14 protein-coding genes and 3 pseudogenes are annotated in these 15,878 nt (G+C 68.4%); 8 read left to right on the forward strand and 9 right to left on the reverse strand.

Features of this window, described 5'->3' with window-relative positions:
* Positions 1-119: 119 nt before the first annotated feature.
* Positions 120-1,241, reverse strand: a complete 1,122-nt coding sequence (locus tag ACIRA5_RS04395) for a M12 family metallopeptidase (protein ID WP_403687106.1) — start codon at positions 1,239-1,241, stop codon at positions 120-122.
* A 726-nt stretch (positions 1,242-1,967) separates the two neighbouring features.
* On the reverse strand, positions 1,968-2,306 hold the full coding sequence (locus ACIRA5_RS04400) for a hypothetical protein (RefSeq protein WP_403687108.1): 339 nt from the start codon (positions 2,304-2,306) through the stop codon (positions 1,968-1,970).
* 1,624 nt (positions 2,307-3,930) lie between these two features.
* Here ACIRA5_RS04400 and ACIRA5_RS04405 point away from each other — a divergent pair.
* Positions 3,931-4,302 carry a hypothetical protein gene (locus ACIRA5_RS04405; protein WP_403687111.1) on the forward strand — a complete coding sequence of 124 codons (372 nt, stop codon included), beginning with the start codon at positions 3,931-3,933 and terminating at the stop codon, positions 4,300-4,302.
* Positions 4,303-4,455: 153 nt separating this feature from the next.
* Here the strand turns inward: ACIRA5_RS04405 and ACIRA5_RS04410 are convergent, their stop codons facing one another.
* From ACIRA5_RS04410 to ACIRA5_RS04420, 3 genes are all read right to left on the reverse strand, one after another.
* Positions 4,456-5,430 (reverse strand): NAD(P)-dependent alcohol dehydrogenase, encoded by a 975-nt coding sequence (locus ACIRA5_RS04410; protein WP_403687113.1) that lies wholly within the window; start codon positions 5,428-5,430, stop codon positions 4,456-4,458.
* A gap of 110 nt (positions 5,431-5,540) precedes the next feature.
* Positions 5,541-5,684: a hypothetical protein gene (locus ACIRA5_RS04415; RefSeq protein WP_403687115.1), complete on the reverse strand. Its 144-nt coding sequence runs from the start codon at positions 5,682-5,684 to the stop codon at positions 5,541-5,543.
* A 222-nt stretch (positions 5,685-5,906) separates the two neighbouring features.
* On the reverse strand, positions 5,907-6,359 hold the full coding sequence (locus tag ACIRA5_RS04420) for a MarR family winged helix-turn-helix transcriptional regulator (RefSeq protein ID WP_352052197.1): 453 nt from the start codon (positions 6,357-6,359) through the stop codon (positions 5,907-5,909).
* A 94-nt stretch (positions 6,360-6,453) separates the two neighbouring features.
* Between ACIRA5_RS04420 and ACIRA5_RS04425 the strand changes: the two genes are divergently transcribed.
* The gene (locus ACIRA5_RS04425; RefSeq protein WP_403687118.1) at positions 6,454-7,512 is read left to right on the forward strand and encodes an ABC transporter permease; all 1,059 of its coding nucleotides are present in this window, start codon (positions 6,454-6,456) and stop codon (positions 7,510-7,512) included.
* Between the two features lie 174 nt (positions 7,513-7,686).
* Here the strand turns inward: ACIRA5_RS04425 and ACIRA5_RS04430 are convergent, their stop codons facing one another.
* Complete coding sequence (locus tag ACIRA5_RS04430) at positions 7,687-8,112, reverse strand: GNAT family N-acetyltransferase (protein WP_403687120.1); 426 nt, start codon at positions 8,110-8,112, stop codon at positions 7,687-7,689.
* A 22-nt stretch (positions 8,113-8,134) separates the two neighbouring features.
* Positions 8,135-8,344: pseudogene (locus ACIRA5_RS04435) on the reverse strand (TetR family transcriptional regulator); the annotation flags it as partial.
* A 15-nt stretch (positions 8,345-8,359) separates the two neighbouring features.
* Here ACIRA5_RS04435 and ACIRA5_RS04440 point away from each other — a divergent pair.
* Complete coding sequence (locus ACIRA5_RS04440) at positions 8,360-8,893, forward strand: DUF2218 domain-containing protein (RefSeq protein ID WP_403687121.1); 534 nt, start codon at positions 8,360-8,362, stop codon at positions 8,891-8,893.
* Between the two features lie 157 nt (positions 8,894-9,050).
* On the opposite strand, the gene ACIRA5_RS04445 is transcribed toward ACIRA5_RS04440, so the two are convergent.
* Together ACIRA5_RS04445 and ACIRA5_RS04450 are read right to left on the reverse strand one after the other, a co-directional pair.
* Positions 9,051-9,716, reverse strand: coding sequence for a DUF305 domain-containing protein (locus ACIRA5_RS04445; protein WP_403687122.1), 666 nt, complete (start codon positions 9,714-9,716; stop codon positions 9,051-9,053).
* Positions 9,717-9,808: 92 nt separating this feature from the next.
* Positions 9,809-10,261, reverse strand: coding sequence for a DUF6153 family protein (locus ACIRA5_RS04450; protein WP_403687123.1), 453 nt, complete (start codon positions 10,259-10,261; stop codon positions 9,809-9,811).
* Between the two features lie 226 nt (positions 10,262-10,487).
* On the opposite strand from ACIRA5_RS04450, the pseudogene ACIRA5_RS04455 reads away from it, so the two are divergent.
* The 5 genes and pseudogenes from ACIRA5_RS04455 to kdpB all read left to right on the forward strand — a co-directional run.
* Positions 10,488-11,371 (forward strand): annotated as a pseudogene (locus tag ACIRA5_RS04455) (histidine kinase); the annotation flags it as partial.
* Between the two features lies 1 nt (position 11,372).
* Positions 11,373-11,652: pseudogene (locus ACIRA5_RS04460) on the forward strand (hypothetical protein); the annotation flags it as partial.
* 316 nt (positions 11,653-11,968) lie between these two features.
* Complete coding sequence (gene kdpF / locus ACIRA5_RS04465; RefSeq protein WP_016434100.1) at positions 11,969-12,058, forward strand: K(+)-transporting ATPase subunit F; 90 nt, start codon at positions 11,969-11,971, stop codon at positions 12,056-12,058.
* Positions 12,059-12,065: 7 nt separating this feature from the next.
* Positions 12,066-13,730, forward strand: coding sequence for a potassium-transporting ATPase subunit KdpA (gene kdpA, locus ACIRA5_RS04470; RefSeq protein WP_403687126.1), 1,665 nt, complete (start codon positions 12,066-12,068; stop codon positions 13,728-13,730).
* Between the two features lie 35 nt (positions 13,731-13,765).
* Positions 13,766-15,859, forward strand: a complete 2,094-nt coding sequence (gene kdpB / locus ACIRA5_RS04475; RefSeq protein WP_403687128.1) for a potassium-transporting ATPase subunit KdpB — start codon at positions 13,766-13,768, stop codon at positions 15,857-15,859.
* The last annotated feature ends 19 nt before the right edge of the window (positions 15,860-15,878 follow it).

A 15,878-nucleotide genomic window follows, 5' to 3' on the forward strand; every position in this document is an offset into this window, starting at 1 on the left:
CCCTGGCGGATCGGCTGAGGGCGGGGGCGGGGCGAAGGCGTGGCCCTGCGGGAGGCCGGCGGAGGAGGCGGCGAGTACCGCGAGCTCCGGTGTTTCGTGGTTCGCCGATCGGCTGACGGTCACCAGTACATGACCGACGCGTTCCCGGAACCCCACGTGGAGTACATCCGGACACGGAGGACATACCGGCGTTGCTTGAAGAGTTTGACCTCGAAGCGGCCGTTGCGGTCCTCGCCGCTGTCGTCCTCGCCGGTGACGTAGTGCAGGTTCTCACCGTCGGCTTCCTCGAAGAGGACCATCTTCACATCGGCGTCCCCGAAGGTGCCGAACTGATACTTCTGGCTCTTCTCCGGGATCACCTCGTAATCGGCCTGCTTTCCTGAGCCTAGGCTGAGGACAGTCGATTGGTACGGCTTCAACTCGTCCATGTGAGGAGCGAGCGGCGGATACCACATGTTCACGTACTCTTTGTCCTGCTCGGACAGTTTGAGCGGGGAAGGAATGCCGCTCTGATAGGCCTCCGGTCGCTTGATCAGGCCGGGCCCGAACCCGTATTCCATGATCGACTTTACGTCCCACTGCGAACCGCTCACCTGGTCCGTGGAAAGTTTGCGGATGATGTTTTGGTAGGTCGTCTCCCGTGGCCAGAAATTGGGCGAGCCCGCCATGTACGCGTAGACCTTCTCCTCGTCCCACTCGATGCCGGCGAACGGATTCTGGTGCTCATGGCAGAAACCGATCGAGTGCCCTATCTCGTGCCTGACCGTGGCCTTGCCGTAGGGCGACGTCGGGTCCCACCCGAAGTTCATCGTGGCTTCTTCGGCGCTGATGCCGAGACAGTCCGTGCCGACGTACGACCAGGATCCGTCGTCGGCAAAGGCGATCCGGATCTCCGAGTCCGCAGGGTTGTCCGCGGGACGGAACTGCAATCCGATGCCAAGGCGCTCCCACTCCTCGAAACCGTTGTGGACCTCGGTCAACCACGCCTTCGGCACACCGTCGTCGGCGCCGTCGAGGAAGCTGTAGCGCAGTTGAGTGCCGTTCACCCACTTCGCATGATTGGCCAGTATCGCCCTGGTCCGCGGAAGGCTGAGGTCCGAGGGCAGCACGGGTATTCTCTGCGGAGGTTGGGCGCAGTACCGCTGAGCGTCCTTTTCCTGCTGAGCAGTCATGGTGATGTTCCTGACGTAGTTGCTTGTGGCGGGGGGCGAGGGGCGGGGAGCTCGCGCGTCCACGTTCACGCCATCGGGACAGGCGTACTGGTCGTGCTGGCGCATCGTCACCGTCTTCCAGGCACCGGTCGAGTCGATACCCAGGCAGGAGTCGAACGGGTACGACACGACGGGAGGCGGCTGCGCCGCCGCGGCATTGGCGTCACGGCCGCCGGGCTCTCGTCTTCATGGACTGTCGAGTCGGGCCCGCTCCAGGCGTCCTTCCCCGTTGCCTGTTGCCTCCTGGAGCAGTTCGACAGCTGGCTCGAAGTTCTGGAGCGGTGCCGGGACACCCGTCGGTTGATTGTTGGACATAGCGAAACACCCCATCGTTTCTGCTGATGGCGGCATTTCCCGGTGCGCGGCCGGGTCGAGAGTTATTGACCATTGAAAGGCCATTCCTGACCTGGCGTAGGATTCTGAAACGCTCGACGGGTGATTGCAGTCGGCGGATCCCGGTCGAACCAATGCCCCTGATTCGATGCTGCTCCAGATTTCGCTGTTGTGCATCCCGGGGAACCGCGTTCACCACGGTGTTCTCGGGCTCCGGCGGTTTGATGGAACTTTCACACGATCCCGTTCGGGACCGTCCGGATGTCCAGCTTCTTCCGGCCCCGCAGCGACTCAGCATGCGCGGCCGGTCACGCCGCATATTGGTCAGGGGGACGGCGTTCGCGATGCCTCGATGGGGCCGACGGCCGTCGTAGAAGCTTTCGAACTCCCGCAGCGCGTGGAGCAGATGGCGCTGGTTCCAGATCAAGGTCCGGGTCCGCTCAGGTGCGAGGAGCGCACGGTGCGCGGTCGGCCTGGGTGCTTCGGCCTGGACGTCTGCGCGTACCGACGTCTGACCAGGTCGCGGTGCCCACGCGGCACCGTGTCCGGGCGCACCAGCAGCCGCCATCTCCGCGCAACGTCCAAGGGCAGCGGGCACGGCAGCGCCGCTGGGAACGTCCGGTCGCTCGGAGTGAACCGCACGTTCCCTGCGCCGAGTTGGCGCTCCAGCACCGTGATCTGATGGCGCAGGACGAGGATTTTCGCGCCGTTGACACGATCGCTCATCGGCAGCAGCCGCAGCGTGGCGAACGCGTTCACCACGCCCAGGCGGGTCAGTCGGAGCAGCGCGGTCGATTGTCCTGCTGCGTTAGTCGCCAGCCGCGCGAGAATGCCGACTCGAGCGGTCCGGACCCAGGGCGCTACCAGATCAGGCACCAGTAGTTGCCGGCCTGCCCGGTGCCGACCGATGTGAGGCCCGTTGGAAGCTGCGCCGGGTCCGGCTCGCCGACGGCCGCCAGTGAACAGGCAGGATCGCCGACTACTCCTGCTGCGGCCATGCGCTGAGCAGCGGCCGTCGCTGCCGCGCTCGTGTACCACCGTGTCGGCGAGGGTGACGGCGACGGCGGCACGGGGGACACCGATGGCACGGGGGGCGGGGGCGATACCGATGGCAGGGGCGGCACGGGCGGCACAGGCGGAAGGGGCGGCACGGGCGACACGGGCGGCACGGGCGGAGGGGGCGACGCGGGCGACACGGGCGGCACGGGCGGCGGGGGCGACGCGGACCGCGACGGCGGTGGGGGCGGCGTGGACTTGGGCGTAGGCGGCGTTGGTGCTGGCTTCGGTGTTGTCGTAGGCGGCTTGGGCGCAGAAGGCCGTATCGGTGTGGGCCTGGGCGGGAGCGGCGCGCTCAGTGTGGGTATGGGCTTTGCTGTTGCTGTTGCAGTTGTCGGTGGTTTGGGTGATGGAGGCTGCGTGGGGGTGGGCGTGGGCTTGGGGGTGGGCTTGGGCAGGGACGGTGCAGGCGGTTTCGGCGTGGGCTTCGGCACTGCTGTTGCCGACGGTTTGGGCATGGGGAGCCGTGTTGCCGGTGGCTTCGGTTTCGGCCCCAACGAGGGGGCTGTCGCCGTCTTGTGGGGCGTCGGCTGAGGCCGGTTGCTCGAGGGTGCCGATTGCCGGGGATGAGCCGTGGCTGTCGGCTTGGGCTTCGGGGTGCGTGGAGACGTGGGCAGTGTTACGTGCGACGGCGTGGGCCGAGCGGCTTCATGGTCGGGCGTCACTGTCGCCCACACGCCGACGCCGATGCCACCGGCGACCAGCACGGCGGCACCGCCCGCGATCCAAGGGGCTCGACGGGGTGAGCGTCGGTGACGGTTCATATCTCTTACTGTCTGCAAGGGGTGGCGGTACCGCCACTTGGGTGAGTGGCGTCGGGGTTTCCAGCTGATGAGGGACACGGCCGTGAGAGCCGGTTGTCGCGATGAGCCGGTGGGGCCGTCGGCGAGACACTGGAGGCGCTGGAGCTCGGTGCACGAGGCAATCTCGAGAGGGCGGGCCGGGGCCAGCCGGCGACCGGACGGCAGACACTCCGTCCGCGGAACGGACGGCACGCCTGCATGCCGGACAGCACCGGCCGCAGTGACCATCACGACCAGCAGCAGTCCCAGGCAGTCACACGACGTGCCGCTTGGGCCCGCCCACCTTCTTCCCGTCCCATCACGCTGCTGCGGCCCGCAGCATCGTCTCCAGCCAGTAGGCCTGCGCAGTTGCTCACCCGTCGGCTGGAGGACTTTGCGTTGCCTGGCCTGCGACTTCGCGACCTTCCTCCTACGGCATTGCCGGCCTAAACCCTTTTCGGGCACCGTCGAAACGATGGTCAGAGCGGCGGCGCGCAGCCGATAGTTATGTCCTTTCCGTCGACCGGTTCAGACATAGGGGGAATGGCATGCGCAAAATCTTGCGCGGGGTCGCCGCGTTGGCGACCGCGGCGACAGCCGTCGTGGCGATGTGCGGCGCGGCGCAGGCGAAGCCCGCTGAAGGCGACTGGAATGGTTGCCCGTACGGTGCCGTCTGCATCTGGGGCCAGGACCGCAACCCGTACCTCGACCCCCACCCGACCAACGTGTACTGGAGCTACGGCGCCCACAACCTGAGCAATCAGTATGGCGACCATTACGTCTTCAACAACCAGTACGGCGGCGCCAGCATGAGCCTGTGCACCGGCTCCAACGGCGTTGGCTGCCACGTGGCGCTCAAGATGCAGGAAATCGGGAGCTTCAACCTGACGCCCTACAACTCGGTCACCCTCAACCGGTAGCCCATCCACTGCCCGGGGGCCGCATTCGAAACCGCGAACGGCGGTGCCGAATGCTACGCGTATGGCTGTCCGCTGACCGCTGACCGGTCAAGGTATCGGGAGGAGTGAGGAAGAGGGGGTGGCCTCAGCTGCATGCTGGGCCTCAGCGGGCCGTCATACGGTGATGACGACCTTCGAGCGCGCGTGCTCCACTTCGAGGTACCGAATGGCCTCGGGTACTTCACTCAACGGGTAGGTCCGGTCGATGACTGGGGTGAGTTTCCCAGACTCGGCGAGTTCTCTCAGCGCTGCCAAGTTCTCCTTGCTCGGCGTCGCCGTGAGGATGAGCAGCCGCTGGTGGACAAAGTGAGACATCACTTGCCCCTTGAGGATGAGACCCATCGGCCCGATAAGACTCCCGCCTTCGGATACGCCCCCACCGGAGAGAACGAGCCTCCCCGTGGGTGCCAGGGCACGGCGGCACTCGGTCAACGAATGGTTCCCCACCAGGTCGAACACGACGTCGTACCGCCGTCCGTTCCGGGTGAAGTCTTCCCGGGTGTAGTCGATGAGGTGATCCGCGCCCATCGACCGGATCAGTTCTATGTTTCTCGTACTGCACACGCCGGTCACTTCCGCGCCGAACGCCTTGGCGATCTGTACGGCGAAGGTACCTACGCCACCTGACGCACCATTGACCAGTACCTGCTGTCCCGGCTGTACCTGTCCCAGGTCGCGCAGGCCCATCAGTGCGGTGTTCCCCGCCAGCGGCACCGCGGCCGCCTGCTCGAACGACAGGCCGGCTGGTTTCGGCTCCACCACGTTGTCCTGGGCACACACGTACTCGGCAAATGCCCCGTCGACCTCACCGAATACCTCGTCACCGGGACGGAACCGCTTCACGTTCCTGCCCACCGCTTCCACCCGACCCGCGAAGTCCGTGCCCCGGATCTTCGTCTTTGGGCGGCTCAACCCGAGCACCAGGCGTGCCAGGTACGGGTCGCCCCGCATGAGGTGCCAGTCGCGGGCGTTGACCGCGGCCGCGTGGACTCGAACCAGTACGTCATGGTCGGCGACGACCGGCTTGTCGACCTCCCTGAGTTCCAAGACGTCAGGTGAGCCGTACCGGTCCTGGGCGATCGCCTTCATCGGGCCTCCACGGCATACGAGTTCGATGTGGATGGGATCGGCTGACCGGAAGTTCAGCACTACTCATGACGGTAGGCGAGCGACCTCGGTGCGGGCATCGGGGCGAATCCCTAGGTGACGCACAGAACCAGGCGGCGACGGGGCTGGTCTTGTGTCCCGGTCTTGTCGATGACGTCGGCGAACTCCCGGGCGAGGTCCGCGTCCAGGGCGGACGCGCACAGCAACAGGTGCGGCTGACGCGGAGTTTCGGGCATCTGGTGGATCCCGACGCCACGTCTGTGACCAACTGCGCCTGCCCCCACGCATCCTGGGCGCCACTGCCGTCAACCGACTTCCGCCGGCGGGACGACGACTTGCGCCGGAGAGGGGATCACCCGGCGGGCGGACGTCCCCGGACGGGCGGGGCGTCGAACGTCCGCATGCGATCGGGCTCGGTGTACAGGGGGGGAGAGCGGCCTGCTCGGCTCGGTGGCGCCTCAGGGTGCGCTGTCGACGTCCATGGCCGCCGGGTTCAGTGACGCCAGGAGTTTCAGGAGCAGTGAGTGGGCCTGTTCCTGCTCCGTCGGTGTGAGTACTTCCAGGGCTTCGGCGTGGGTGGCGTCCACGGCGGCGCCGGCCTCGGCCGCGAGCCGCAGGCCGGCCTCGGTGGCGTGCAGTCGATGCGTACGTCTGTCGCCGGGAGCGGTCCGCCGTTCCAGGAGCCCCCGCTCGACGAGCCCGTTGACGGCGGTTCCCATGGACTGGGGGGTGATCGCCGCCCGGCGCGCGGCGGTCGCGCTGGTGACGCCCGGGTCGAAGGCAGCCTGCACCAGGGCGCTGTTCTGGGCGAGGGTCAGCTGGAAGGGGCGCAAGCTGCGCTCGATCCGGGTCGCCATGATCTGGCCGATCTGCCAGGCCACATAGCCCGTACGCCGGTCGGGATGTTTCACGTGGCGGACCCCTTTTGTAAGGCAGCTGATTGTGGTGTAGAACAGATTATCAGTTGACTTCTATTCTTCCTATTCTTCGAGGATCCTGCCTCTGATGTCCCAGCACGCCTCCACCCGACAGCACCACAAGCACGCCCTGGACGTGGCCCATGCGCCGCCGCGCCCCGGGACCCCGCGCGCCGTCCTGGTGCCCGTGGCGGTCGTCCTGCTGATCGGCACCGTGTTCGTCAGCGTCTACCTCGCCGCCTTCCACGCGCCGCGCCCGCACGAGCTGCGGGTGGGCACCACGGAGATCGGTACCCATCAGGCAAGCCTGCGCCAGGACCTCGCGCGCGCGGTCCCGGACGGCTTCACCCTGGAGACCTACCCCGACGAATCCGCCGCCCGGCGCGCCGTCCAGGACCGGTCCGTCTATGCGGCCTACCTCGGCAAGGGGGATCTGCTCTACGGCAGTGCCAACGGAGCCGCCGTCACCGCCACCGTGACCACCGCGTTCGGCTCCGTGGCCCGCGCGGAACACCACCGCCTCTCCGTCGAGGACGTCGCCCCTGCGTCGGCGGGGGACACCCGGGGGCTGTCCGTCTTCTACGCGGCGTTCGGCCTGGTACTGGCCGGATACCTCTTCGGCATGACCACCTACCAGCTGGCTCCCCGCCTCCAGTACCGCTGGCGGATGGCCAGCCTGGCCTTGTTCGGTGTGGCCGGCGGCGTACTGGTCTCCGTCATCGCCGGAAGTACCGGCTTCGGCGCCCTGCCCGGCCCCTTCCTGCCCCTCGCCCTCGTCGTCGCACTGATGGGCGCCGCGGTCGGCGCCACGACCATGGTGCTGCTGCGCCTGTTCGGCTCGGCCGGCGTCAGTCTCGCCTCGATCCTGCTGCTGATCCTCGGCAACAGCAGCAGCGGCGGCATCATGCCCGCCGCCTACCTCCCCTCCTGGCTGCGCCCGCTGTCCGAGATCCTGCCCGTCGGGGTCGGCGTCCGCGCCATGCAGGGGCTCTCCCGATTCCAGGACGACGGCCTGGCCCGCGCCCTGGTGATCCTCCCGCTGTGGGTGCTGGGTGCCGCCGCCGTGCTCTACCTCAAGGACGTCTTCCGACGCGAGGCCGTGAGCCGCGTGCCGGACACGGCCGAGCCCCAGCCCGCAGCGGCCTGACAGGGGACGCTTCCGCACCCGGCCGTGGCGGCGACGGTGGCGGAATGAGCGCGGACGCGCAGTCGGGGATCGGGCGGGGCACGTCAGGATCGATGAGCCCGCCGTATGAAGAGCGGGGCCGCCGGCCGAGGGTTCCGGGACGACACCGGACGGCGGTGCCGCCCCTCAGCCGGATCAGTCGGCCCGGATGAAGCGGGCCATCCCGATGGACTTGGGCGCCCTGTCGGTGAACCCGAACTTCCGGTAGAGATGGTGGGCGTCGCCGTCGGCGATGAGGGAGACGTACGAGAGTGCCGGTGCGCGGCGTTCCAACTCGTCGTTCAGGGCCTGCATGATGCGGCGGCCCAGCCCGCGGCCCTGGTGCTCGGGCAGGACGCAGATGTCGACGATCTGGAAGAAGCACCCTCCGTCGCCGATGACCCGGCCCATGCCGATCGGATCGCCGTTGTGGACGGCCACCACCCCGTACCAGGTGTGGGCCAGCCCCACCGCCGCTCCCTCGTCGGACTTGTCGCTGAGACCGGCGCGGGTGCGGAGCCGGCGGTAGTCCTCCACCGACGGGACGCCGGGCTGGATCTCGTACGCGCTGGGATCGGGCAAGGCGGTTCCCCTCACGGATCGGTCATGGCTCGGTGTGACGCGGGGCGTAGTAACCCAGGAACATGTCTACCCCACCCGTGAGCAGACGGTCGGTGAGACCGTCGTCGATGTCGGTCCCGTAGGCACTGAAGACCAGGTACGGGAAGACCAGCAGGGAGGAGAGCTGGAGCACGGCCACCTCGATGTCGGGGACGTCGAGCCCGCCCTGCGCGACCAGCTGCCGGAGTGCTCCCGCGACGGCGGGGTAATGGCGCTCGGGACCGGCGTCGTGCCGGCCCCTGCCGAGTTCGGCGGTGGGTCTTCTACGTCAACGTGCCCGTCGGTGTCCTCGCGCTCGTCACGCTGCCGGGCCTGCTCCCGGCCCGTCCGCCGCGGCCGCTACCAGGTGCGCTGCTGGTCACCGCGGGCACCGGGGCGCTCATCCACGGCCTGGTCAAGGCGGGCGACACGCGCTGGAGCGGAACCGCCACACTCCTGTCGCTGCTCGCTGCGGGGCCGCCCGGGGGCGCTGGCGGTGCGAGTGGAGGCCGCCGACGAGGAGAACCTGCGGCGGTTCCAGGAACTCGTGGGCGGGCATGTCGAGAGGTTCGGGAGGCGCGAGCGGGTGAAGGTGGTGTGGCGAGGCGGCCTGGCCTCGACGGCTGTTCCCGGCAGCCCGGCCCGTGGTGCGGCTTCCACGACCGCGGGGGCGGTTTCCGCGACCGGCGGGGGTGTCACAAGGCGTCGATGGGTCGCCAGGACCACGGCTGTCGCGGCGGTCGGCGTACTGACCGTTGGCTGACATCCGCGTCGGCGCCACGTGATCCGGCTGCTGGTCAGGGTGCGGTGGAAGCAGGACGTGCCCGGCCCCGACGGCGGTGACGCCAGGGCCGGGCGTGACCGCTCCAGGCGCCTCACGGCGGCCGAGGGAGCCCGGAACGGTCAACGGGTACCGCGGATCAGAGCCGGCCGAGGATGCTCCGGAGTTGCTTGACCTCGGCGGACTGGCCCGTGACGATGGCGTCGGCCATCTTCTTGGCGTCGGCGTGCCGGCCGCTCTTCTGCTCGGTCTTCGCCATGGCGATCGCGCCGTCGTGGTGGTCGATCATCATCTGGGCGAACATCTTGTCGAACTCCTTGCCCTGCATGGCCTTGAGTTCCTTCATGTCCTTGTCGGACATCATGCCGTCGCCGCCCATGTCCATCCCGGGCGTGTCGCCCATCGCGGTGGGCTTGCCCCAGGACTTGAGCCAACCCGTCATGGTCTTGATCTCGGGATCCTGAGCCTTCTCGATCTTCGCGGCCAGGTCCTTGATCTCCGCGTCGGAAGCGCGGCCGTCGGCCAGTTCGGCCATCGCCACGGCCTGCTCGTGGTGGGGGATCATCATCTGCGCGAACGTGACGTCCGCCTGGTCGGCGTCACCGGCCTCGGCGGCCGCCGTCGCGGTCGCTGTGGCCGAGCTCTTGCTGCCGCCGTGGTCCATGCCGCTCATGCCGCTCGCGCCGTCGCTGCCGCAGGCGGAGAGCATCAGGGCCCCCGCGGCTACGACGCCGACGGCCGCGACACGGCGGACGGGCTTGCGGTGGAGGTGCTTGCCGTGGAAGGCGCGTGTGAAGGCAGTCATCGTGAACTCACCTCGTGTGTTGGTTCTTGCTGTGTGGGCGTACGCGTCGTCGCGGGAGCGCGCGTGGTGCGCGTCCGCGAGGGCGGTTCGGCCTACAGCCGCAGGACCGACAACTCGGTGAGATCAGGGCCGCGGGGTGGGGGATTGGGCCGCAGCACGACGGGCGCCTCGGCGAGGAGCTTCGCCAGCCAGTCCGGACGGCGGGCGAGGGCCCTCCTCAGCAGTGCCGTGAGTACCCACGCACCGAACATCACCGCCACGCACAGCGAGACCATGTCCATCGCCATGGCCGGCCTGTCCTTGGATGACGTGTGCGTGGAGTGCGCGGCGCTGCTCCGCTCCGGTGATGCCGGAGCCCCCATGGGGTCGTGGGCGGCCACCACCGTGGACGTCGTCGAGACCTGGGCCGCGGGGCTCATGCCGTCGCCGGGCGGCTGGTCGGGGTGTCCCACGGTGTGCATGACGAACACGCCCAGCGCGAGAACGACGACGAGCAGCAGGTGCCCGTAGGCCCCTCCCGCCCGTACGTATCGGTTCACGTGCACGTCGGCAGTCTCCGTCTGTGATCGCTCCGGGCCGGCTGTCCGACAGTATCGACTGGCTTTCCGACAATATCGAAAGGGAGTGGAGCGTGCCGTCATGGGCGCAGGGTTCCGGCCAGCGGGGCGTCCTTCACCCGGTCGGGCCAGGGCATGATCTTCAGTGAGCGGAGCGCGTTGGCTGCGATGAATGAATGACGGACCGACCGAGATGAGTGATGTGCGGACCGCCGTGGGTGACGTACGGCCCGGTCGGCTGAAGGTCTGTCTGGGTGCGGCCCCGGGGGTCGGCAAGACTCACCGCATGCTCGACGAGGCGCGCCGCCGGGCGGCACGCGGCGCCGACGTGGTGGTGGGGTTCGTGGAGTGCTACGGCCGCCCGGGCACGGAGGCGCTGCTCGACGGTCTGGAGGTCGTACCGCGTGCCCGCTGCGGCCACCGCGGCGGGGAGTTCGAGGAGATGGACCTCGCCGCGGTCCTCGAGCGCCGGCCGCAGGTCGCGATCGTCGACGAGCTGGCCCACACCGACGTCCCCGGCGACGGCCGCAACGCCAGACGTCGGCAGGACGTCGAGGAACTGCTCGCCGCCGGGATCGACGTCATCACGGCCCTCACCATCCGGCATCTGGAGTCCCTCAACGACGTCGTCGAGAAGATCACGCGGATGCCGCAGCGCGAGACGGTGCCCGACGAGGTCGTACGACGGGCGCAGCAGATCGAGTTCGTCGACATCACGGCGGAGGGACTGCGTCGTCGGATGGCGTACGGCAACATCTACGCCCCCGAGAAGATCGACGCGGCCCTGGCCGACTACTTCCGGCCCGGCAATCTGACCGCGCTGCGCCAACTGGCCCTGCTGTGGGTGGCCGACCGGGTCGACGAGGCACTGCAGTCGTACCGCTCGGAGCACGGCATCGGCGGGTGTGGGAGATCCGGGAGCGGGTCGTGGTCGCCCTCACCGGCGGGCCCGAGTGGGGCACCCTCATCCGGCGGGCCGCCCGGATCGCCGACCGGTCGGCGGCCGGGGCGTGGCCGCCGCCCTCTTCTTCGTACCTGCTCGCCGTGCATGTGACCCGCAGCGACGGTCTCGCCGCCGGCGCCTCGCACGCCTCACTCGGACCCCGGGGTACCGCTCGTCCAGCTCACCTCCGAGCGCCGCACCGTGGGGCGCCCGATCGCCGAGTACGTGGGAGAGGCGGCCGCCGCAGAGCCCGGCACCCGGGTCACCGTGCTGATCCCCGAGGTCGAGCCGGACCGGCTGTGGCTGGGGGTCCCCCGCGTGAGCGAAGCCGAGTGTGGGCGAGGCTGATGCAAACCAGCGGGGCGCGGTCGTCGCCCACGCGGTGCGCCGTGACACGGACGCGGTGATCTGCCGACTGCGGTTCCGCATCCACTGAATCCTTTGACGCCCTGCTCCGATGCCTTGCTCCGATGCCTTGCTCCGATGCCCTGCTCCGACGCCCCGCTCCGGACGGCGGGACCCGTTGCCGCACGTTGAGCAGTTGCCCGTAAGGGTTCCGTCAAAGGCGGACCGGCGGCCGTATGGGAGGTGTCAACGGCGGCCAGATCCGGCCAGAGAGGCGGTTACCTCTAACCGTCCGCTTCATTTCTGAACCTCACCCAGGAGTTCGCGATGGCCGATCTGGCCTTCGTCGTCACCACGATCGCGGTGTTCGCGCTGGTGGCCCTTGTCGCCAAGGGGGTGACGAAGCTGTGACCGCCGAGAACATTGTCGGCCTGGTCGTGGCCGTCGCCCTGCTGGGCTATCTCGTCCTCGCCCTGATCTTCCCGGAGAGGTTCTGAGAGCGCCATGAGTCCCGTTCTTGCCGGCGTGCTCCAGCTGCTCGCGCTCATAGCGGCACTGGCCCTCGCCTACGTCCCCCTTGGCGACTACATGGCCAAGGTCTACTCCTCCGACAAGCACTGGCGTGTGGAGAAGTGGATCTACAAGGGCATCGGCGCCAATCCGAACACGGAGATGCGCTGGCCCGCGTACCTGCGCGGCGTCCTCGCCTTCTCCGCCGTCAGTGTCCTCTTCCTCTACCTGCTGCAGCGCCTCCAGGGCCACCTGCCCGGCTCGCTCGGCTTTGCCGCCATCGACCCGGACCAGGCGTTCAACACCGCCGCGTCCTTCGTCACCAACACCAACTGGCAGTCGTACTACGGCGAGCAGGCCATGGGCCACGTCGTGCAGACCGGCGGCCTGGCGGTGCAGAACTTCGTCTCGGCCGCGGTCGGCATCGCCGTCGCCGTGGCGCTCGTACGCGGCTTCTCGCGCTCGCGCACCGGTGAGCTCGGCAACTTCTGGGCCGACCTGGTGCGCGGCACGGTCCGTATCCTGCTGCCGCTCTCGGTCGTCGCCGCGATCGTCCTGGTCGCCTGCGGCGCGATCCAGAACTTCTCCGGGATCCACTCCGTGGGCCAGTTCATGGGCGGCTCGCAGCAGTGGAACGGTGGCGCGGTCGCCTCGCAGGAGGCCATCAAGGAGGTGGGCACCAACGGTGGCGGCTACTTCAACGCCAACTCCGCCCACCCCTTCGAGAACCCCACCCCGTTCTCGAACCTCTTCGAGATCTTCCTGCTGCTGGTCATCCCGTTCGCGCTGACCCGCGCCTTCGGTCGCATGGTCGGCAGCCTGAAGCAGGGCTACGCGATCCTCGCCACGATGGCCACCATCTGGCTCGGCTTCATCGCCCTGATGATGTGGACCGAGTTCGCCCACCACGGTCCGGCGTTGCAGATCGCGGGCGGCGCGATGGAGGGCAAGGAGAACCGCTTCGGTGTCGGCGCCTCGTCGATCTTCGCGGTGTCGACCACCCTGACCTCGACGGGTGCGGTGGACTCCTTCCACTCCTCGTTCACCGGCCTCGGCGGCGGTATCACCATCCTGGGCATGCAGCTGGGTGAGATCGCACCCGGTGGTACCGGCTCCGGTCTCTACGGCATGCTGATCATGGCGGTCATCGCGGTGTTCATCGCCGGTCTGATGGTCGGCCGCACCCCCGAGTACCTGGGCAAGAAGATCGGCACCCGCGAGATCAAGTTCGCGGCCTGCTACATCCTCATCACTCCGGCGCTGGTGCTCGTCTTCACCGCCGCGGCGATGGCCCTGCCCACTCCGGGCCACTCCATGACCAACAGCGGGGCGCACGGTTTCTCCGAGATCCTGTACGCCTACACGTCGGGTGCCAACAACAACGGTTCGGCGTTCGCGGGTCTGAACGCCGACACGCAGTGGTTCAACAGCACGATCGGCATCGCGATGCTGCTGGGCCGTTTCCTGCCGATGGTGTTCGTGCTGGCGCTGGCCGGTTCGCTCGCCGAGCAGAGGCCCGTTCCGGAGACCGCGGGCACCCTGCGCACCAACAAGCCGCTCTTCGTGGGTCTGCTGGTGGGCGCGATCCTGATCATCACCGGTCTGACCTACTTCCCGGCGCTCGCGCTGGGTCCGCTGGCCGAGGGGCTGGCGTCATGACCACGCGCACAGATTCGCCTTCAGAAGAGGACTCGATGTCCACAGCCACTCCGACCCGGGCGCCGCACAGCGATGTGCCGACCGGTCACAAGGACGAAGACAAGGTCGGCGCGGGTCTGTTCGACCCGAAGCAGCTGCTGAGGTCGCTGCCGGACGCCTTCCGCAAGCTCGACCCGCGGGTGATGATCAAGTCGCCCGTCATGTTCGTGGTGCTGGTCGGCTCGGTCCTGACGACGATCTTCTCCTTCAAGGACCCGGGCGACTGGTTCGGCTGGGCGATCAGTGCCTGGCTGTGGCTGACCGTGATCTTCGCCAACCTGGCCGAGGCGGTGGCCGAGGGCCGCGGCAAGGCGCAGGCGGACACCCTGCGCAAGGCCAAGACCGACACGGTGGCCCGTCGCCTGACCGGCTCCGTCGAAGAACGGGTGCCCGGCACCGAACTGCGCGTCGGCGACTTGGTCGTCTGCGAGGCGGGCGACATCATCCCCGGCGACGGTGACGTCGTCGAGGGTGTGGCGAGCGTCGACGAGTCGGCCATCACCGGTGAGTCGGCCCCGGTCATCCGCGAGTCCGGCGGCGACCGCAGCGCCGTCACGGGCGGTACGAAGGTGCTCTCCGACCGGATCGTCATCAAGATCACGACGAAGCCCGGCGAGACCTTCATCGACCGGATGATCGCTCTGGTCGAGGGCGCGGCCCGGCAGAAGACGCCGAACGAGATCGCGCTGAACATCCTGCTCGCGTCGCTCACGATCGTCTTCCTGCTCGCGTGTGCCACGCTGCCGCCGTTCGCGGACTACGCGGGCACACACCTCACGATGGTCGTCCTGGTGGCCCTGCTGGTCTGCCTGATCCCGACGACGATCGGCGCACTCCTCTCCGCGATCGGCATCGCGGGCATGGACCGGCTGGTCCAGCGCAACGTGCTGGCCATGTCCGGCCGCGCGGTCGAGGCCGCCGGTGACGTCTCCACGCTGCTGCTCGACAAGACCGGCACCATCACCCTCGGCAACCGTCAGGCCTCCGAGTTCGTGCCGGTGTCCGGCACCACCGAGGCCGAGGTGGCCGACGCCGCCCAGCTGTCGTCGCTGGCCGACGAGACGCCCGAAGGCCGCTCCATCGTCGTACTGGCGAAGGAGAGGTACGGGCTGCGCGAGCGGCACCAGGGCGAGCTGTCCGGGGCCGAGTGGATCACCTTCACCGCCCAGACCCGTATGTCCGGTGTGGACGTCGACGGACGCAAGATCCGCAAGGGCGCGGCCGGTTCGGTCATCACCTGGGTCCAGGAGCGGGGCGGCGAGGTGTCAGCCGACGCCGACACCCTCGCGGGCCGTATCTCCGAAGCGGGCGGCACGCCGTTGCTGGTGGCCGTCGAGGACACCGACGGCGCGCGCGTCCTCGGAGTCATCCACCTGAAGGACGTCGTCAAGGCGGGCATGCGCGAGCGGTTCGACGAGCTGCGCCGGATGGGCATCAAGACCATCATGATCACGGGTGACAACCCGCTGACGGCCAAGGCGATCGCGGACGAGGCCGGCGTCGACGACTTCCTCGCGGAGGCGACTCCCGAGGACAAGATGGCGCTCATCAAGCGCGAGCAGGCGGGCGGCAAGCTCGTCGCGATGACCGGTGACGGCACGAACGACGCCCCGGCCCTCGCGCAGGCGGACGTGGGCGTGGCGATGAACACGGGTACGTCGGCCGCCAAGGAGGCCGGCAACATGGTCGACCTCGACTCGAACCCGACCAAGCTCATCGAGATCGTCGAGATCGGCAAGCAGCTCCTCATCACCCGGGGCGCGCTCACGACGTTCTCGATCGCCAACGACGTCGCGAAGTACTTCGCGATCATCCCGGCGCTGTTCGCGGCGGTCTACCCGGGCCTGGACAAGCTGAACATCATGCACCTGTCCTCGCCCGACTCGGCGATCCTGTCGGCGGTCATCTTCAACGCGCTGATCATCATCGCGCTGGTGCCGCTCGCCCTGCGGGGTGTGCAGTACCGGCCGGTGAGCGCCGACAAGATGCTGCGGCGCAACCTCGGGATCTACGGCATCGGCGGCCTGATCGCCCCCTTCATCGGCATCAAGGTCATCGACCTGCTCATCTCCCTCATCCCCGGGCTGTAACTTTCTGAAAGCGTGCTGA

The organism is Streptomyces sp. NPDC096311 (assembly GCF_044763085.1).
Lineage (GTDB): Bacteria > Actinomycetota > Actinomycetes > Streptomycetales > Streptomycetaceae > Streptomyces.